Below are 17,671 nucleotides of genomic sequence, written 5' to 3' on the forward strand. Positions count from 1 at the left end.
CCTCATCGTTCCCACTGACGATGGGGGGCACTGCACTCGCGCTTTCAAATCTCGTAGTGAGGAACAAAGACCTCAATCTGATTGCGATGCTAGAAAGTGAAGCGACGAGCTACTTAGACACCCCCAGCCCTGCCATAGCGAAGTGGCTCGACCCTCGTAAGCCTGAGCCAAGTGGCCTGCTGCCGGTTTGGTGGACACCGAGATAGGGTGTTTCCACCTATCGGAGGTCCACAATGCAAAGAAGGAAGTTCAGCCGCGAGTTCAAGCTTGAGGCGGTGAGGATGATCCGCGAACGCGGGGTGACGATCGCCCAGGCATCGCGCGATCTGGATGTGCATGCGAACGTGCTGCGTAAATGGGTTCGGGAGCTTGCCGCCGATCCGGGTCATGCCTTTCCCGGTCACGGTCAGATGAAGCCGGAGCAGATGGAGATCGATCGCCTGCGGCGCGAGCTGGCCAAGCTGAAGGCGGAGCGCGACATCCTAAAAAAAGCCGCCGCCTACTTCGCGAGGGACTCGATATGAAGTTCCAGTTCATCGCGAAGCACCGAGGGATCTGGCCGGTGGCATGGATGTGCGGGGCGCTCGGTGTCTCGCGAAGCGGCTTCCATGCCTGGCTGATCCGCCCGCCGTCGCAGCGTGCCCGCGACGACGAGGTGATCGGTGCGAAGGTCCGCGCCAGCCATGTAGGAAGCTATCGCACCTATGGTGCGCGCCGTGTCTGGCACGACCTGCTGGCCGACGGGATATCCTGCGGCCTGCACCGGATCGAACGGCTCATGCGGGCACAGGGTCTGCGAGCCAGGCCGCGGCGACGCGGGCTTCCCAAGGATCATGGCGATCGCTCGGTCATCGCCGGCAACGTGCTCGATCGCCAGTTCACGGCCGACAGGCCGAACCAGAAGTGGGTGGCCGACTTCACCTATATCTGGACAGCCGAGGGATGGCTCTATGTCGCCGCGGTGATCGACCTGTTCTCGCGCCGGGTGGTCGGATGGTCGATGAGCGTCAACATGACGGCACAGCTCGTCACCGACGCGCTGATCATGGCGATCTGGCGGCGCGGCAAGCCCGACGCGCTGCTGCATCACTCGGATCAGGGAAGCCAATATACCAGCGAGCAGTTCCAGCGGCTCATGGCCGATAATGGGGTCACCTGCTCGATGAGCCGGTCCGGCAATGTATGGGATAATGCCGCCATGGAGAGCTTCTTCTCCTCGCTCAAGACCGAGCGGATCGGGAAGAAGGTCTACCGCACGAGGGCGCAGGCGAAGGCCGACGTGTTCGATTATATCGAATGCTTCTACAACCCGACCCGGCGTCACTCGACCCTGGGTTACCTCAGTCCTATCGACTTCGAACGTGAAGCTGGGGTAGCCTGAATGAACCTATCTCGGTGTCCATCAAACCGGCAGCAGGCCAAAGCGGTAGCAATTAGGCCGGGCCTGCGGCCGCCCTAAGCTGAGGCCGTACAATCGCGCGGACCTGATCGTATATTTCGACAACGCCCGGCATGGTCATCGTGACCGCCAGTCCGAACACGACGGGTTCGTCGATCACTGCCGCTTGATCGGGATCGCGTTGCACATGCAGCGGAATCGTCATCTGCGGTGTGACAGCGGGCGCGCGGTCACCGCTCCAAGAGCGTGTGAAGATTGTGCCGCGGTTTGTCTGGTTCCCATCGGGCTGGCTCGCATGCGCCCTTATTGCAAACCCTTGCGCTTCCGGCTCCAGTATCTTGAGCCGGCAGCTGCGATAGCTTTTCCGTCCCGGTGAGACGGGAGAGAACCAGGCGAGAGTTGCCGACAAGCTGTGCGGCCGCGCCCGCCCGCCCATAGCGAGCGGCACGGGCACCTCGACGGTCACTGTTCTGTCGCGGAGAAGCTGCCCTGTAGCGAAGAAGGTCGCGCGGTCGGCGGCGCACGCAACGGCGTCATCAGCTTCCACGTAGCCGAATCCTAGAAAGCGACGAATGCTGTCTTTCTGGCGGCTCGCTTGTCCCTGTCCTGCCGGGCCAATCGTCTGCTTGATCAGGCTGGCGATGTCGACGGGCCACTCGGCCGGATGGACGAGAAGCGCCTTCAGGATTACGGCCCGGCTGATGGGAGGTAGGCCGAGGAACTCGTCACCATATTCGGCCTCGAGCGCATCGTGGATGCGGTGACAGGTGCGCGACGCCAGCGCTGCAGCGGCGCTCGTGCCGCTCGTGTAGCCATCGATGTTCTCGCGACCGTTTGCCGGCGGCGCGGCGACCCTGAGGCCGGCGTGCCGGGTCGGACGATTTGGCCGGACGTCGATATGATCGTGTGTTCGAACCACCTGTAGATGCTCGCGCGCGCCGGGCATCAGGATATCAGGCTTCACGGCATTGGCGAAGCCAGGCCCGAGTGCACTCGAAGGGTTTGAGGTGCGGTACTCAGGATAAGGGTCGATCAGCATACGCGCGAGCCCCCTCTCCTCCGCCGTCACGGCATCTTCGTTGCATGCGCCGACTGTAACGCCGTTCAGTGTCTCCGCGGGCGACAGAAGCCGACGGTTGCCAGCGATATTGTTGATTGCGACCTTCGTCGCTGCAGCGCGTTCGAGCGCATTCGCCCCCTCGAACGCGATGCTCGTTGGGAAGGCGCTGACGCCGAAGGGAGCAGTCTGGTTGCCCGCGCTGACGATAAAGAGAAGTCCGAAACGATGCGAGAGCCGGTCGATCAGGCGCGCCCAAGCCGACAATTGGCCATGAAACGGGCGGTGGGCGTTGCCAAGCGATAGATTGACGATCAGGACGTCGGGCATAGTTTCGCGGAGCCGCAGAACTGCCAGATAGATAAGGTCGATCACTAGGCGGTCGTCCGGAAAGGCGTCGCAGTTCCCCATTACCGGTAGTACATGGATCTGCCTCGGCAGCGGCATCTCGTGCCGGTTGCGGTCACCGTGCACGATGAGCGATGCCATCGCGGTGCCATGCGTGCGATTTGCGACGAGCGCGCCAGGCACGAGATCGAACGGATCGTCGATGCGGATATGGTTTGCGAGCAGGCGGTGATTGGCGACGGGTACGCCGTCGAATAACGCGAGGATAGGCGCGCCGAGAAGCGCGGGCGCCGCCTCTGGCGCATCACCGTCTTGCGGATCATCTACGTCGAGCGACGTTGCGACCGCCTGCGGCCGAATATACATCACAGACTCCAGTCCGGCGATGCCTTCCTCGGCGCGCTGAATGATCTGCTGCACTGCCCAGACTGGGAGATCAGCGAGGAGCGAATGATAGGCGATGTCCGGGATACGCGCGCTTGATATCAGCTTACCCCCGCGCGCAGCGATAGCGGCGATCACATTAGCTGCATTCTCGTCGGCGGCTGGCTGATTGCTTCGAAACACTAGCTCGATCTCGAGGCGTACGGGATCGTTGTCGGGGCGCCCCTCGACCTCAAGCGCCAGTACGCCCGCTTCATGGTCGTTGACGCGATCGGCAGGGCCCCAAGGCCGGAGATCGCGAAGGCGTTCAAAGACATTCGCCCAAGGAGTCTCGCCACGCTCAAGCCTTCCCGCCTGCCAGCGGCGCCAGAGCGATTCGATATTCCGGAGCGCCGCGAGATCGGGAACCATGAGATAAGCGACGGGAGCTTTGTCGTCGTCGTCGCCCTGCATTTCCTCCTCGTCGATCAGTTCGAGCCCCGCGATCGAGCGCACAGCGTTCGCGAAAGGTCCGATCGCGCCGCGGACCTCAAAGACCAACAAGCGTTCGGGCGCGAGCGCGGTAGCGTCGGCGCGAAGCTCGAGCGCGCTACCCCCGCGAGCCAAGATATCGGACAGACGCTGGAACTTGGGGCCAATGCGTGCCGTCTGGCGAGCGCCCGAAAATGCATCGGGCTGCGGCACAGGCCTTGGCTGGCCAATTGCGCGCGGGCGATCAGCTTGGGGTTGGAGCCTTAGAAGCGGCTTCGTTGGATCGCTCGGCATCAAGTACCTCAGGCGTTACGCGCTTAGCCCAAAGGTCGAGTTCCGCCTGCAAAGCAGCATCGATGGAAGACTCCCCCAAGCCTAATATTTGTCTGCGCCGGACATTCTGGCTGAAGTCCAACGCCTCTGCGTAGCTTATATTCCCGAGCTTGGCAGCAATCTTTGGCGCGGAAAGCTTGGGCAATTCGCTCCAATTTGACATGATCCGATCGAGAAACACCGATATTTCGGTTTTGCCGGGCGCCGGCATCGCCAACCGCATCTGGAATCGCCGCCAGACGGCCCGGTCGAGGAGCTCTCCGTGATTGGTTGCGGCTACGACAATCACATAGCTCGGGAGCTGGTCGAGCTGCATCAGGAGAAATGAGACGACGCGCTTGATCTCGCCGGTCTCATGGGTATCGCCACGCTCCTTCCCGATCGCGTCAAACTCGTCAAAGAACAGAACGCTCGGCTGCGTACGGACGTAGTCGAAAAGCTTGCGAAGACGCGCATTCGTCTCCCCGAGGTAGCTCCCGATGAGCGCGTCATATCGAACCGTGAAGAAAGGTAGACCCAATCCCTCGGCAATCGCTTCCGCAAACGAGGTCTTGCCATTGCCGGGCGGACCCGACAGCAGCACCCGATGCCTGGGTTCGAATCCGCTCGCGCGAAGCACGTCCGCACGCTGATGTTCTTCGATGAGCTGGCGGCCGCTTTCGCGTGCCGGGAGAGGTAGCAACAGATCGGAAAGCGAAAGCCGAGCCTCCACCTCTAGAATAGCCTCACGGCCGTTCGCGACATTCAGATGTGGCGAGGTCGCGGTGAGCGCCGGGGGCGTGACGGGAACGGCTGCGAGTGCGCGTTCGATCCGGTCGGCTACGATAAAGTGCTTCTTCGACCGTTCGTCCGCGACAAGAGCCTCAGCTGTGCTGCGCAGGCCCTCGCGGTCACCAGCCGCGCCAGCGCGAACGAGCGACACCAAGAGATCACTACGGGCCATGGCCAACTATCCTTTTCCCCGGGACGCCGAACAAGGCGATTCCCATCGTAGAATCGTTTCAACGCCGGCTGTCTGCCTTCCGACAGCCGAAACCAAGCTGAGTCGAATCGAAAACGGGCTGAACCGAATCGGCCATCCACGTGCATGACGCTATTGATGCCTGCCACCGCGCCGCAACTTCTTTAACACCGACGAGTGCGACGGCTGTGGATGAAAGCGGGATAACCGATGGGTCGTGACATTTCCGACTCAGACCATAGAACAAAAATAGAACAGTTTCTAGCTCTGCCTGCTAAAAACAACATGGCTTTGTTGCCAAGATGTTCTATCAAAGGCGGATGGCGAAGAAGATCACCGACAACCAGCTGATCGGCGAGCTAGGCGAAGCCGCGGTCCGCAAGCGTTTCCTTTCGATCGGCTTTCAGTTCGATCACCGAAGCCGCTTGGAGGCAGGTATCGACGGGCTGGCTGAGGTCATGATCGACGGCGAGCCGACGGCCCGCATGATTGCCGTCCAAATCAAATCGACCAGAGCCGGCAAATACCGGTCCGAGACCGATACCGGCTTCACTTATCTGCTCGAACTCAAGGATCTTAACTACTGGAAGACATCCAATCTGCCCGTCATTCTCGTCCTGTATCGCGAGAGCGACGACAGCCATTACTGGTGCCAAGTTCAGACCCAGCCTGGAACGGAGCAGCGACTGCTGTCGTTCGACAAGAGCGGCGACAGCCTCGACCGAGCCGCACTCGACCGGCTCGCCGCACTAACAGTCCCGGTGAATGGTTTTGGCTACTATGTTCCCCCGCTGGGCGGCGGCGAGACCGCGCTCGTGAACATGCTGCCGCTCACGCTGCCGCCGGAGATTTACGTCGCGAGCACAGCCTTTGATCGCAAGTCAGCCATTAAAGAGCTCTTCGACCAAGAAGAACCACCCCGCTTCGATTGGGTCATTAAGGATGGCACCTTCTGGTCCTTCCATGACCCACGGGAGGCGGTCACCAGCGCCATCGTCGATGTCGATCAGGTCGAAGCGATCGAAACGCCCCTGATCGCCTTTCATGACGAGATCGACGAGCAGAATAACTTCTCGTTTCTACTGCGTCAGACATTGCAGCATCAGATGCAGGATGACCTCGCCTGGAATAAGGAGAACAAGCTGTTCTTCATTCGAGCGATCGAAGACAGCCAACCGCGAACATTCCACTACCAGTCTGCCAAGGTGAAGACGAAAGCGGACGTCGTGAACGTAACGATGAGCACGAAGGTGCCCGGTAAGGTCGGCTTCGTAAGGCATCACGCCTTTGTGCCTAGGTTCGAGTGCATGATGGATCAGTGGTTCCTCATGGTCACCCCGACCTATCATTTCACAACCGACGGCTTTTATCCCCACCCCCATCCCGACGCCTTGCTCTCGGGAAAGAAGAGGTTGGAAAACAACGCGTCAATCCGCGGACAAGTGATCATGTGGCACCGCTTTCTGACACAATATGAACAGCACGATAGTGGTTTGTTTTCAGAAGTGCAGACAGCAACGGCAGTGACGCTTCGGTTCGGACCTCCGCCTGAGGTGGATTTGCCGACCACAGTCCCCGATGATGTATGGGGCCGCCCGAAGAAGAGCCCATCGCTTCAGGACGACACCAGCAAGGCGGGGCTGTTCGATGAAGTTTGAGTGCAGGATATTCGACGAGCCGATGCTCGAATTTGGCGATCAGCATAGTCATCCCGACCCGCGGCTGGGGTTGACCGACGCCGGTCCCCTTCAGGCGCCACTCGGCGACAAAATCCGCGTTGGCGTTGTGGGCGACGCCAAGACCGTGGAAGGTTCGAAAGAGTATCTTGCGGCTGCCGCAGGCGGTTTTGCCTCGAAGGCGGAGAGCCATCCGAACATGAACCCTAATTTTCCGGGATTGAATAACAACAATCCCTTTCGATGCGGGTTCGAAATTGATGATGAAGCGTGCGGCACGCTGACGAAAGCGCAGATCGACAAGATACGGAAAGAGCCGAACCACGCCAAAGCCGTCGAGATGGCTGTCGATGCGGTCATGGATATGCTTCAGGCCATGGATGACAGCGGAAACCGGCCTGACGTGGCCCTCATCGCGCTGCCGGTCTCTCTTATAGAGCGGGTCTGGAACGCCAAAACCGACGCAGAGGGCACGACGGAGAAGGAAGATGCAGGAGGTTCGGATGCGCCGAACTTTCGCGGCCTGCTGAAGGCACGCGCCATGCCGCTCAACTTTCCGATCCAGATTCTCTGGGAGGATGTGATCGACGAAAGTGCGAAGATACCGCGCAAGGTGAAGGTAAGCAGCGAACGTAAAATCCAAGATCAGGCCGGCAGGACCTGGAATCTCCTGACGACGCTCTATTACAAGGGAACCGGAAGAATTCCGTGGCGCCGCCTGCCGAAAGAAGGCGAGTTCCGAGCCTGCTATATCGGCGTCAGCTTTTATCGCGATATCACAGGCCAGCAGCTGTGGACGAGCGCAGCCCAGATGTTCGATGAGCGCGGTCGCGGTTTCATTCTCAAGGGCAAGCGTGCGCAGACCGAGACGCGCGGCCGTCATCCCTACATGACGGACGATGATGCCTATGAGCTCGTAAAGGGCGCCCTCAAGGCCTATCGCGATCACCACAAGCATCCGCCAGCGCGGGTCATCGTCCTGAAGACGTCGCGCTTCCGGGACGAAGAGGCCGAAGGTATTCTGCGCGCGTTGGACGAAGCGGAGACCGAGTACCGCGATCTGGTATGGGTGCAAGAATCATACGACGCCAAGGTTTTGAGGGATGGCGATTATCCCGTCTTGCGGGGAACATTTGTCGAACTCGACGGCAAGGGGCTTCTCTACACGAACGGCAGCATTCCCTATTATGGTACGTACCCGGGGTCATATGTGCCGCGTCCGCTGCTTTTATGTCCCCATCCGAGCAGCGACAGCACCATCGCCCAAATCGCGGAGGAGGTGTTTTCTCTGACAAAGATCAACTGGAACTCGACACAGATGAACCAGCGCCTGCCCGTGCCGATACGCGCTGCCCGTAAAGTCGGCGAGGTTTTGAAATATATGAAAGAAGGGCAGATTGTCAGTCCGGATTACCGCCGCTACATTTAAGGACAACTAGGCGGTATTGCCCTTCATCCTTTCGTCGAAGACTTCGTCCCGGGCGCGCTCAAGTTCACCATATCGACCATCGGCAGCGGCGCGCGCTACGCGACCTTGGAAGCACGCGACCTCGCCATGCGATGTGCCGAATACATCCTGGTAGTCGGCTACGACCTTTACCGTAACGGCAATAAAGACGGCTCCTTCGAGCAAGGCACCGACCTCTACATCATCCCCCTGCCGCAATGCGAGGGGAGCTGAAGTCCAGGATTCTGCCGAAGGAATATCCTGCCGCCAATGCGCGTTTTCTAATTCAGGCTCGATGCCCAAGACTAGGCTGCGCGCTTCGCCCTCGGCGTAGGTTACTGCCAGATGCGCATTGTATAGCCAGCGCAGCCGGCGCGCTGGCGAAAGGCCGGAGTTCTGGAATTTTACTCTCGTCTTAAGCTGACCATCCTCGCCGAGCTGGCACTCGACCGATTGCACAACGACATATGCGCGGGCTTGTACACGGCTATTTTCGGTCGCGATCCGGTTCGCGGCTGCCGCCAGCGCGATAGTGCGCTGCCCTTGCAAGAACGCGAAAATTAAGCCGATCAGTGCAAAGGAACTCGCCAATAGAGATCCGAAGGTAAGCCACAGCGACCATCGGGCAATCGAGGTGCCATCTTCGGCAGCTACGGCGGACCGCAATGCTATGCAGTTCGCGATGTCGCCTCTTTGCAGGTGCCGACACACGTTCGACACGTCGTCTGGGCCGTGCAGTGCTTGCCGACCAACCAAGAACCCGACGCCGATGGTAAGTGTGACCGCTAGTGTGATGGCCAGTATTATGATTGCCCAACGGTATTGGGTCGGTTCAGCTGCCTTTGTCATGGAGCTGCTTCTAGCATGATGCTCGGGCAATTCGGCAACGCGTAACCTAGGCGGTCAGGTCGGCGCCGGATCATATCGTCGAAAGGCCGCTTTCGGGTACCGTTCAATCGATGCCCGCATGGCAGACATCAGGCGCATAGCGGCTGCACCGCATTGCGCCCGAGGCTAGACCCAGACGGCTACGCCGACCAAGGTCAAGAACATTCCGCACAGCACCCCACCCGTACCTGCCCAAGTTACCCACCAATCCTGCTCGTCGTTCGAGCGCTTCTGCTTGATCATGCCCTCGACCCGGCCAAGCGACCGCGCGAGCGCATCGCGCGCCTCCACGAGGAGCTTGCGGTCATCAGCCCGGTAGGTGATCAATCCTTCGTGCATTTCCGTGGCGATGGTCAGCGGCGTGAGCCGCATCGCCGGTCGATCGTCGATGCGGGCAAGCCACTCCTCCACTTGCGTGAGCCGCAACGCCATGTCGCGGAGCGTTAGCGAGTAATCGGGCAGCTTGTCCTTGGCCGCGGTGAGGCCTTCGATCGCGGAGCGCTGAAACGATATCTCCCGGCGCAACTGTTCGAAGGCGGTGGCGGCATCGGCGGGTTGCTCGGCGGTGGGGGCTGGTTTCTCGGTCATGGACGCAGTCTACATCCCTATCCCCATGCCGCGTCCACGGCCTAGACTTAGCTGGAGATCCTGAGACAGCGTTTTCGTGCTCATTACGTCCAGCCCGAGCTGGGCGCGGCGATTCTGGAGCAGCGACTCGAGCTGCGGATCGCGGTGCAGGCTCTTCGCCATGTCGCTGAGATTGGCACGCGCCGCGTCGCGCGCGGCATAGGTCGGGGCGTCCTTCACGCGCGCGCTCTCCTTCTTCCATGCCGCAACGAACAGATCGGCCCGCTTCTCGGTATCGGCGGCCAGCCGGACGCGATCGCGCGCCGCGCGTTCGGCCGCAACTCGCTCGGCAGCGCGGCCTGCGTCTCGGCGGTCCATCTCGGCCATCGCGCCATCGGTCCGACCCTCCGCCGCATCCTTCGTGAGCTGGTAGCTCTTCCCGAACGCTTCGCGCAGATCGTTCGCGCCCCCGGGGCGCAGCGCATCGAGCTCCGCCCGGGCCGTGCGATAGGCATCGAGCTCGTGCGGCAGTTCCTTGCCGCCGGCGCGCCGGATATCGACGATCTGCTTCGTGATGCCGGCAAAGCGCTCGACGGCCTTGTCGAGCGGTGAACGCGACGGCGCGGCTTCGAGCGACCGGGCGCTGATGCGGACCTTGGCAAGCCTGACCGAGCGCTGCCGTTCCGGCGGCACCGCCGCGGGCGTCGCGCGCGCGATGGTGAGGTTCAGCCCGTCAAAGATGCCGCGCTTGGGCTCGGTCGACTTCGCGGGTGCCGCCACCCGATAATCGCTCGCCATATCCTTGCCTCGTTCGCGCGAGGCAGCACGCACAAGCTTGTTCTGGCTCGCAAAATCGTCGCGGCCATAATATAAATCCACCTGCTCGCGGTGCCTGGATAGCGCGACATAAGTCGAGTGGCTGTCTACCCCCGGCGTCGCGAGCACCTGCACGCGGTCGACGGTCATGCCCTGCGCCTTGTGGATGGTCGCGGCATAGCCATGATCGACATGGGCATAGTCCTTCAGGTCGAAGGCGATGCTACGTCCGTCGTCGAGCATCACTGCCATCCGAGTCCGGTCGACATTCTGGACCGTGCCGAGCGAACCATTCTTCACGCCGATGCTCCGCTCGTTCCTAAGGAACATGACGCGGTCGTTCTCGGCGAACATCCGCTCGCCGTGTTCGACGGTGATAGCAACCTCGGCCCCGAGCGCGCCGTTCGCCTTCAGCCGGTCACGCACTTCCGCATTGAGCGCGCGCACCTCGTCGTTGGTGTGGGTCAGGATGATCCGGCTGGCATCGGGATGCGGCTGACGATCACGATCCCAGGCATCGACCAGCTCGGTCCGGGCCGCTTCGCGCGTGTCGGCCGCATGGACAAATCCAGCCTCGGCATAACGCCCGATCGCCTCGCCGGTACGCCCGGTCGCAAGCTCACGCGTCGCTTCGCGCTGCCAGTCCTCCTGCTGCCGGCGGATGTCCATGATCTCTACAGCGCCATGGCGTTCGGCCGCAGCGCGGAACGCCGCACCTGCTTCGATCGCCTGAAGCTGCTGCGGATCGCCGACCAGGACGACCTTGGCGCCCTGACGCTCCGCTTCGGACACGACGCGTTCGAGTTGCCGCGTGCCGACCATCCCCGCCTCGTCGATGACGAGGATATGTTTGTCGGTGAGCCGCTCGCGATCGTTCGCCCATTGATGTTCAAGGCTCGCCAGGGTTCGCGAACCGATGCTCGAGCCATGCTCCAAACCCTCGGCGGCGATACCGGACAGCGCGGCGCCCTGCACCTGATAGCCCGCCGCCTCCCAAGCCTCTCGCGCAACGCCGAGCATCGCGCTCTTCCCCGTCCCGGCGTAGCCAATGACATTGCAGATACCACGCGACGACGTGACATGCTCCAGAGCCCCGCGCTGTTCGGCGGAGAGCTCGAGCCCCCGCGCCGAGGCATTCGCCAGCGCTCGTTCGCGAAGGCGGTCGGCGACAGCGTGATTACGCCGCGCGTCGAGGGTTGCGGTAGCGCGCTCGAGGCGCTGCTCGGTCTCGATCATCGATCGCGAGGTGAACCTATCCTCCCCGCGCCCGTCCTGCCCGAGCGCCACCAGATCGGGTGACGCCCTCACCGCCGACATCACCGCGTCGAACTGCTCCTTGCCGTCGCTATGCCGGTGCACGAACATCGCAAGGTCACGGTTCGTGAACGTTGCTTGGCGGTGGGTGATCGCGTCGAGCGCAATGCCGGGATCGGCGATGATCTTTGCGCCGTTCGATCGCGCGATCTCCAGATGCTCGGCGAGACGGTCGGCCTCCAGTCCCTCTGCCGCCATGCGTGATGCTGCGGGGCCGATCTTGTGCTGCGGCTCGAGATCAATGCCCTGCGCTTCGAGCGATCGATGATCGACGCGCGCATCGATGTCGAGTGACGCCAGCCGTTCGTTCACATGGTCCGCCCAGGCTTCGCGCCAATGGGTCAGAAGCTCGGTGCGGTTCCACTCGCGCGCCTTGGCGCCGAACTCCGCGCTGCCATCCTCGCCAATCTTGATCTCGCGCATCGTCAGCATGACGTGCGCGTGCGGCTTGGCGAGCCCGTCGGCAACGATATCCCAATGGACATTGAGATCGGCGATCATGCCGCGTTCGACAAACTCGCGGGCCACGAAGTCGCGCGCAAGCTCGATGCCTTGCTCCTCGGTCATCTCGCGCGGGATCGCGAACTCGATCTCGCGGGCGAGCTGAGCATCCTTCCGAAGCTCGGCAGCCTCGACATCATTCCAGAGCTTTTCGCGATCCAGCCAGCGTTCGTCCGCTCCTTCGGGCAGCATCACTTCGCTGTGGGCGACGCCCGCCTTGTTCGAGAAGTCGTGGCTGCGACCGAGCCGCTCGTCGTGCAGGCGACCGGCCGAACGATAGGCTGCGGCAGCGACTGCGCTGCTGCCGACCGCGCGGGAAATGACTTTTGCCGAGAAATGATAGATCGCCATGGCGGCCATCCATTTACGGCAAAACGAGCACGTCGGCACGACGTATAAGCGCGCCCTCACACGATTTCATCGCGCTCGGGATCACAAAGTCGCAAGAGATTTCAGCGCCTTGTAAGCGCTTGAGACTCAGCATAGCTGGCTCGTCCGACCCCAGGACTATGGAAGGACAGATGATGCGCAAACCACGTGATTACGACGCCGAGCTTCAGGCGCTCACCGACAAGGCCAAGGCGCTCAAGACGAAGAAGCAGGGGCAGCTCGGCGAGCTGGTCATAGCAACGGGCGCCGACGTGCTGTCGATCGAACAGCTTGCAGGCGCGCTGCTCGATGCCGCGAGCACCGACGGATCGCGGAAGGAGGCGTGGCGCAAGAGCGGCGCGGCCTTCTTTCGCGATGGCGCCCGCGCTCGCAAGGGGGCTGGCCGCGACGCGAGCGGCGCACCGGCGAGCGGTTCAGGCGCGGAACCGCCTCCAAGCGAAGCGGGCGCGGCATGACACGCGAGGTTGGCAGGTGAAGCGCCGCGAGCGAACGCGCCAGCTAATCGAGCTCGGCGGCCTCGTCGCCAAGGCCGATCTCGTCGAGCTTACCGGTGACGATCGCGCCGTGATCCTCGGGTTGCTTGTCGAAGCCGCCGCAACGCTACGCGGCGAAGCGCGCGAACAGCAATTGCTGCTATGGCGCCGCCGGGGGCGGCGCGCGTTCGCGGACGCGATCAGTGCCGGGTGAAGTGGATCATCGACCAGTTATAGCCAAGCGCGCGAACGCGCGCTTCGAGCTCGCCCAGAGGTACCGCGCCCGGCTTGGCGTTGCGGGTGAGCACCCAAAGGTAGCGGCCTGATGGCTCGCCGACGATCGACCATTCATAATTGTCGCCATGGTCGAGCACCCAGTAGTCGCCGTAGAAGGGGCGGAAGAAGGACACCTTCAATTTTGCATTCGTTGCCGTGTCCTCGACCTTGGCCTTGCCGACCGACTTGCTTAGCTTTCCAGTCGGTCCGCCCTTGCGGCCCTGATTGACGACGCGCACGCTGCCGTCACGGTTCAGCGAATAGTCCGCGGTGACGGCTTCGAGCCCTTCTTCGAAGGAGGCGTCGTAGCGATATTGCTCGTACCAGCGGCCCATGTAGCGGCGAAGATCAACCGCCTTCGCGGGCTCGGGCACCGCGTAGTTCCCCACCGGGCCGGGACGCGGATAATATTTCCAGATAAGATAGCCGATCGGCGCGGCCAGAGCGGTTGCCGCGCCGACGGCAAGAACCGGTTTCTTCATGGATACTCCGTGGAATGTTGGTCCACGGTTTTACGCACGGCGGCGAAGTTCGTTGCCGCGACAAGGGCGCGGCCAACCGGACGCTACTTCGCTTTCGCGCGGCCGCGCGCGGCGGGCTTGCGGCCGCCGCCGCGGCCTTTCGTGCCGAGACCGATCTGCTTCGCCAGTTCGCGGCGCTTTTCGGCATAATTGGGAGCGACCATCGGATAGTCCTTCGGTAGGTTCCATTTGGCGCGATAGTCGTCCGGCGTCATGCCGAAGTTGGTCATCAGGTAGCGCCGCATCATTGTGAGCTTTTTCCCGTCTTCGAGACAGACGATGTAATCCGGCTTCACCGATGCGCGCACCGAAACGGCTGGCTTTTGCGGTTCAGGCTGGGGCTCGGCCTCCGCCGTCGAGGACAGACCGGCAATCGCGTCGTGGACCGCACGGATGACCAGCGCGATATCCGATATGGCAACACTATTGTTGCTAACATGGGCGGCGACAATGTCGGCGGTCAGCATGACCAGCGTTTCGGAATTTTCCATCGAATGTCCTTTTGGAGAGCAGGCGCGATTACTTCGCCCGCGCCTCTAGCAGCGCGATGCGCTCCGAACAAATGGCATGAACCGCGCGACCCAATTCTTCGACGCGTTCGCCGAGCCAGACGAGCTCTTCCTCGGTGATGCGGTAATGTTTCGAGTAGCGCGCCTTCACATAGGCTTCCTTGAGCTTTTCAAAGCGCGAGCGATCGGCCTTCAACTCGCGCGGCCAGGCATCGACCAAGCGCATGTCGATGCGCTCGGCCTGTGTGCGCAGGAATCCGAGATTGTGAACGTGGGGGGTGTAGAAAGTGCAGACGAGGAGAACGCAGTGATAAAGGCGCTCTGCAGCCTGATGAAGGATGAATGCTGCGTCGCGGAGCTCATTCTGCGAGACGAAGAAATGAAATCCTTTTTGAGCGCTGGCCGCTAACGGCATCCACTCGTCAAAATACTCCTGCGCCATAGCCAGCGCCTGCTCGGGCGTCTTCGGTTTGGGCTGGTGCAGTTCCTTGTCGTCGCTCTGGTAGAGCGCGATCCCGTCGCGCGCGACGTCCATGAAGAAATATCGCCCATGCGCGAGCCCGTCATTCACCTCCTGAATGGTGTGGACGATGAAGTTCACCGGGGTCTTGAGTGTCTGGTCGATCAAAAGCTCGCGGGCCAGCCGGTCATCGAGCTTCGACCAGACATCGACCTTGTCGGTCAGCCGCTTGTCGGTGACGATAATCAGCAGATCGAAGTCCGAGCGATAGCCTTTCGCGGTGTGCGGCTCGTCGACCCACCCGCCGCGCGCGTAGCTGCCATAGAGGATGATCTTGTCGATCCGGCCCTTCTTCTTCCAGTTCATCGTCGCGAGCGCGAGCGCATCCTCAAATTCCTCGAAGATGATCTGCTTCACCCGCTCAAGTTCGCGCTGCTTGTTTGCCGGGAGATGATCGAGATCGGTACGCATTGATTTCACCCTGTAATCGCGCGGGCCGGATGGCAAGCGCCATCCGGCCCGCGCGGCTTCCTAAAGCCGGAATCGCCACAACCATGGATCCTTCTCGTCCATGGCAGTCATGAGGACGCGAAGCGCACCCGCAAAATGCCATTCGACGTCTGCGATCGTGACGCCGAACCGCTTCGCGATGTCAGAGTAGCGCATCTCTTCGACACGGATGGCGAGAAAGACTTTGCGGTCCATCTCCTCCATACGGTCAACGGCGCGCTCGGCGCGCCACAGGCGCAGCCGGTCTTCGCGCGACATGCGCGGGCTCATTGATCGCCTCCCGCGAAGGTGAGCAGATAATCGCTCGCCTTGCTGGCCGCGCTTGCCGCGCGGAAGATCGCCTTCTCGTCGCTGCGCAGCACCGAGAGCCACGAGCCGATATAATCCGAATGGCGAACCGTCGGTGCGATACCGAGCGAGGCGCAGGTGAACGCCGCCGCCATCTCGGCCACAAGCTCTTCCTTAGCGTAGGCCTCCGACCCGAACCCGCCCTTCTGGTCGCGATTCAAACGGCTGCCGTGACCGGTCCAATGGCCGAGTTCATGCAATGCGGTGCGATACCAGTTCACAGGCTCGGGAAACGCAGCCTGCGGCGGCACCTGCACAAAGTCATGGGAAGGGCTGTAGAACGCCTCGCCGCCGCCAATGTTGAACGTGGCGCCGCTGGCGGCGATCAGCGCGTCGGCCTCGGCAATTGCCAGCACCGGATCGGGACCGACCATCGGCGCGATATAATCCTCGGGCAGTCCCTCGCACTGATCGACGTTAAACACGACAAAGCGCTTGAGGAATGCCACCTGCCGCGCCTCGCGATCCTCGCCGCGCGCAGCCTCGGCTTCGGCCTTTGGCGTGAAGCGGTCGGCGTAACAAATGACCGTGCCTTTCTCGCCGCGCCGGACATTGCCGCCTGCGGCTTCTGCCTGGCGATAGGTCAGCCAGCGCTGCGAGGCGTAGCCCTTGGCGATCACCTCGGCCCAGAGGATCAGGACATTGATGCCCGAATAGTACCGCGCGGTTCCGGCATTCTGCGGCATCATGCAACCGCATGCCGCACTGTCCCACGGCTGCACCCATGGCAGCCGCCCTTCTTCGAGCTCCACGATGATCCGGTTGGTGACCTCCGAATAAAGGCTCGCCCTCTCGGTACGTTCCTTGCGCATATTCTTTCTCCTTCCAGCCACCGCACCCCGGCCCGGAAGGGGGCGGAGGTGGGCGGCAGGAAGGAGCCGGCAGACTCGCATCATCGGGCGGGCTGCATCCGCAGGATCGCAACGAAGTGTAGAACCCGCGGAGCGGGTTGCGGGCCGTCCGGGCGGGGCTAAGGCGAGTGACGCCCGCCTCCGCCCCCGCAGCGCCGGGGACAATCAACGCCGCCGCAACGCGGCGACAGCCTGCGCGCCAGCGACGCCCTTCGTACGATGGAACGGACCGACGCCGCGCCGCTTTCGGCGCACCACTTACGAAGCGCGACCGGTCCAATCAGACGGCTTGAGACGGAAAGTGCGCGGATGCGAAAATTATTTCATCTGCCTCTTGTCGTACTGCGGGAAGCAGCAGGAAGCACCGGGATACGTCAGCGCCGCATCTGGCCGCTTGTGACCGGCTTGGGTCCCTTTTCAGGCGATTGAAGCTGACCGAAATTCTCCCACATGCTGAGCGCTGAGAGGTGGCACGCAGCGTCAACTGAAGGAGAATATGTCCATGGCATCCCAGTCCCCTCCCGATCGCTTCCTCCGCCTGAACAGCGTTCTCGATCGCACCGGTCTCAGCCGGGCGACGCTCTACCGGAAGATCGCAGACGGTACCTTTCCACCGCAGAAGAAGCTCGCGACGCGTTGCTGCGGCTGGCGCGAATCCCACGTCAATATCTGGCTTCGCAATCCGGTGTCGTTCACCCTGAAAGACCTGCCACCATCCGAAGACTGAATGCCAGACACGGCAAGGCCCCGCGCCGCGGAAGCGGCGCGGGGCGGAAGTCCGCCTCAGTCGGCGGGGTTCCAGATGAGCGCGTAGCCGTCCTCGCCATCCTGGCCGGCAGCGCGGCCGAGGTTCGCATAGAGCCGGCGCGGTCCGAACTCGGGAGCGGCGAGGCTCAGCGACACATAGGGCTCGCCCGATTGCTGTCCGACGCGGATCCAGCCGGCACCGATCTCGACGCCTTCGGACCAGACCCGGTAATCGGGCTGGACGTCGCCGCTCTTCGAGCGGTTGGTCCGGATTTCGATCGCCGCGCGGATCGAGAGGGTTTTGAGCTGGCCCACGAAACCCGTTTCGATGGTGCCGTTCACAAAGCCGATAGCTGCCATTGGTCGTCTCCTTGAATGTGCCGCGGGACCATCCCTGCGACATGGGCGGACCAAGGACCGGCGC

At 62.1% G+C, this 17,671-nt stretch carries 17 protein-coding genes; 6 read left to right on the top strand and 11 right to left on the bottom strand.

What is annotated here, in order from left to right; genetic code table 11:
* Positions 1 to 233 precede the first annotated feature (233 nt).
* Positions 234 to 1,381, top strand: a protein-coding gene (locus tag ATE64_RS06760; protein ID WP_104959270.1) for an IS3 family transposase whose coding sequence is annotated in 2 segments (ribosomal slippage) — positions 234 to 492 and positions 492 to 1,381 — 1,149 coding nt in all. Because the reading frame shifts where the segments join, the coding sequence is not laid out codon by codon here.
* A 52-nt stretch (positions 1,382 to 1,433) separates the two neighbouring features.
* On the opposite strand, the gene ATE64_RS06765 is transcribed toward ATE64_RS06760, so the two are convergent.
* Positions 1,434 to 3,872, bottom strand: coding sequence for a S8 family peptidase (locus ATE64_RS06765; RefSeq protein ID WP_231729331.1), 2,439 nt, complete (start codon positions 3,870 to 3,872; stop codon positions 1,434 to 1,436).
* Positions 3,873 to 3,903: 31 nt separating this feature from the next.
* Positions 3,904 to 4,935, bottom strand: coding sequence for an ATP-binding protein (locus ATE64_RS06770; protein WP_058453974.1), 1,032 nt, complete (start codon positions 4,933 to 4,935; stop codon positions 3,904 to 3,906).
* Positions 4,936 to 5,273: 338 nt separating this feature from the next.
* Here ATE64_RS06770 and ATE64_RS06775 point away from each other — a divergent pair, with 338 nt between their 5' ends.
* Positions 5,274 to 6,611 carry a DUF4365 domain-containing protein gene (locus ATE64_RS06775; protein ID WP_058453975.1) on the top strand — a complete coding sequence of 446 codons (1,338 nt, stop codon included), beginning with the start codon at positions 5,274 to 5,276 and terminating at the stop codon, positions 6,609 to 6,611.
* Positions 6,601 to 8,058 carry a hypothetical protein gene (locus ATE64_RS06780; protein ID WP_058453976.1) on the top strand — a complete coding sequence of 486 codons (1,458 nt, stop codon included), beginning with the start codon at positions 6,601 to 6,603 and terminating at the stop codon, positions 8,056 to 8,058. Before ATE64_RS06775 ends, ATE64_RS06780 begins: the two co-directional genes overlap by 11 nt.
* Before the next feature lie 6 nt (positions 8,059 to 8,064).
* Here ATE64_RS06780 and ATE64_RS06785 read toward each other — a convergent pair whose 3' ends face one another.
* From ATE64_RS06785 to traA, 3 genes are all read right to left on the bottom strand, one after another.
* Positions 8,065 to 8,925 carry a hypothetical protein gene (locus ATE64_RS06785; RefSeq protein ID WP_058453977.1) on the bottom strand — a complete coding sequence of 287 codons (861 nt, stop codon included), beginning with the start codon at positions 8,923 to 8,925 and terminating at the stop codon, positions 8,065 to 8,067.
* Positions 8,926 to 9,090: 165 nt separating this feature from the next.
* Positions 9,091 to 9,552 (bottom strand): DUF6118 family protein, encoded by a 462-nt coding sequence (locus ATE64_RS06790; protein ID WP_058453978.1) that lies wholly within the window; start codon positions 9,550 to 9,552, stop codon positions 9,091 to 9,093.
* Between the two features lie 9 nt (positions 9,553 to 9,561).
* On the bottom strand, positions 9,562 to 12,513 hold the full coding sequence (traA, locus tag ATE64_RS06795; protein WP_058453979.1) for a Ti-type conjugative transfer relaxase TraA: 2,952 nt from the start codon (positions 12,511 to 12,513) through the stop codon (positions 9,562 to 9,564).
* A 173-nt stretch (positions 12,514 to 12,686) separates the two neighbouring features.
* Between traA and ATE64_RS06800 the strand changes: the two genes are divergently transcribed.
* Both ATE64_RS06800 and ATE64_RS22090 read left to right on the top strand, forming a co-directional pair.
* On the top strand, positions 12,687 to 13,007 hold the full coding sequence (locus tag ATE64_RS06800; RefSeq protein WP_058454154.1) for a conjugal transfer protein TraD: 321 nt from the start codon (positions 12,687 to 12,689) through the stop codon (positions 13,005 to 13,007).
* Positions 13,008 to 13,023: 16 nt separating this feature from the next.
* Positions 13,024 to 13,239 (top strand): conjugal transfer protein TraD, encoded by a 216-nt coding sequence (locus ATE64_RS22090; protein ID WP_058453980.1) that lies wholly within the window; start codon positions 13,024 to 13,026, stop codon positions 13,237 to 13,239.
* On the opposite strand, the gene ATE64_RS06810 is transcribed toward ATE64_RS22090, so the two are convergent.
* From ATE64_RS06810 to ATE64_RS06830, 5 genes are all read right to left on the bottom strand, one after another.
* The gene (locus ATE64_RS06810) at positions 13,226 to 13,783 is read right to left on the bottom strand and encodes a lipocalin family protein (protein ID WP_058453981.1); all 558 of its coding nucleotides are present in this window, start codon (positions 13,781 to 13,783) and stop codon (positions 13,226 to 13,228) included. The two genes, ATE64_RS22090 and ATE64_RS06810, sit on opposite strands and share 14 nt — an antisense overlap.
* Before the next feature lie 83 nt (positions 13,784 to 13,866).
* Positions 13,867 to 14,313: a MucR family transcriptional regulator gene (locus tag ATE64_RS06815; RefSeq protein ID WP_058453982.1), complete on the bottom strand. Its 447-nt coding sequence runs from the start codon at positions 14,311 to 14,313 to the stop codon at positions 13,867 to 13,869.
* Between the two features lie 28 nt (positions 14,314 to 14,341).
* Entirely contained in the window at positions 14,342 to 15,262 is a 921-nt protein-coding gene (locus ATE64_RS06820; protein ID WP_058453983.1) for a HEPN domain-containing protein, read from the bottom strand.
* Positions 15,263 to 15,322: 60 nt separating this feature from the next.
* Positions 15,323 to 15,559 (bottom strand): sigma factor-like helix-turn-helix DNA-binding protein, encoded by a 237-nt coding sequence (locus ATE64_RS06825; RefSeq protein WP_167541749.1) that lies wholly within the window; start codon positions 15,557 to 15,559, stop codon positions 15,323 to 15,325.
* Positions 15,560 to 15,567: 8 nt separating this feature from the next.
* A complete protein-coding gene (locus tag ATE64_RS06830; protein WP_058453985.1) occupies positions 15,568 to 16,461 on the bottom strand; it encodes a zincin-like metallopeptidase domain-containing protein in 894 nt (297 codons plus the stop codon).
* 541 nt (positions 16,462 to 17,002) lie between these two features.
* Here ATE64_RS06830 and ATE64_RS06835 point away from each other — a divergent pair.
* Positions 17,003 to 17,227 carry an AlpA family phage regulatory protein gene (locus ATE64_RS06835; RefSeq protein WP_058453986.1) on the top strand — a complete coding sequence of 75 codons (225 nt, stop codon included), beginning with the start codon at positions 17,003 to 17,005 and terminating at the stop codon, positions 17,225 to 17,227.
* A 56-nt stretch (positions 17,228 to 17,283) separates the two neighbouring features.
* Here the strand turns inward: ATE64_RS06835 and ATE64_RS06840 are convergent, their stop codons facing one another.
* Entirely contained in the window at positions 17,284 to 17,607 is a 324-nt protein-coding gene (locus tag ATE64_RS06840) for a DUF736 family protein (protein WP_058453987.1), read from the bottom strand.
* Positions 17,608 to 17,671: the final 64 nt, after the last annotated feature.

It is taken from the genome of Sphingopyxis sp. H073 (genome assembly GCF_001468395.1).
Taxonomy (GTDB): Bacteria; Pseudomonadota; Alphaproteobacteria; order Sphingomonadales; family Sphingomonadaceae; genus Sphingopyxis.

Coding starts and splice junctions, on each gene's coding strand:
- ATE64_RS06800 (WP_058454154.1), top strand. CDS start 12,687: ATGCGCAAACCACGTGATTACGACGCCGAGCTTCAGGCGCTCACCGAC.
- ATE64_RS06810 (WP_058453981.1), bottom strand. CDS start 13,783: ATGAAGAAACCGGTTCTTGCCGTCGGCGCGGCAACCGCTCTGGCCGCG.
- traA (WP_058453979.1), bottom strand. CDS start 12,513: ATGGCGATCTATCATTTCTCGGCAAAAGTCATTTCCCGCGCGGTCGGC.
- ATE64_RS06775 (WP_058453975.1), top strand. CDS start 5,274: ATGGCGAAGAAGATCACCGACAACCAGCTGATCGGCGAGCTAGGCGAA.
- ATE64_RS06780 (WP_058453976.1), top strand. CDS start 6,601: ATGAAGTTTGAGTGCAGGATATTCGACGAGCCGATGCTCGAATTTGGC.
- ATE64_RS06770 (WP_058453974.1), bottom strand. CDS start 4,935: ATGGCCCGTAGTGATCTCTTGGTGTCGCTCGTTCGCGCTGGCGCGGCT.
- ATE64_RS06790 (WP_058453978.1), bottom strand. CDS start 9,552: ATGACCGAGAAACCAGCCCCCACCGCCGAGCAACCCGCCGATGCCGCC.
- ATE64_RS06835 (WP_058453986.1), top strand. CDS start 17,003: ATGGCATCCCAGTCCCCTCCCGATCGCTTCCTCCGCCTGAACAGCGTT.
- ATE64_RS06815 (WP_058453982.1), bottom strand. CDS start 14,313: ATGGAAAATTCCGAAACGCTGGTCATGCTGACCGCCGACATTGTCGCC.
- ATE64_RS06785 (WP_058453977.1), bottom strand. CDS start 8,925: ATGACAAAGGCAGCTGAACCGACCCAATACCGTTGGGCAATCATAATA.
- ATE64_RS06830 (WP_058453985.1), bottom strand. CDS start 16,461: ATGCGCAAGGAACGTACCGAGAGGGCGAGCCTTTATTCGGAGGTCACC.
- ATE64_RS06820 (WP_058453983.1), bottom strand. CDS start 15,262: ATGCGTACCGATCTCGATCATCTCCCGGCAAACAAGCAGCGCGAACTT.
- ATE64_RS06840 (WP_058453987.1), bottom strand. CDS start 17,607: ATGGCAGCTATCGGCTTTGTGAACGGCACCATCGAAACGGGTTTCGTG.
- ATE64_RS06825 (WP_167541749.1), bottom strand. CDS start 15,559: ATGTCGCGCGAAGACCGGCTGCGCCTGTGGCGCGCCGAGCGCGCCGTT.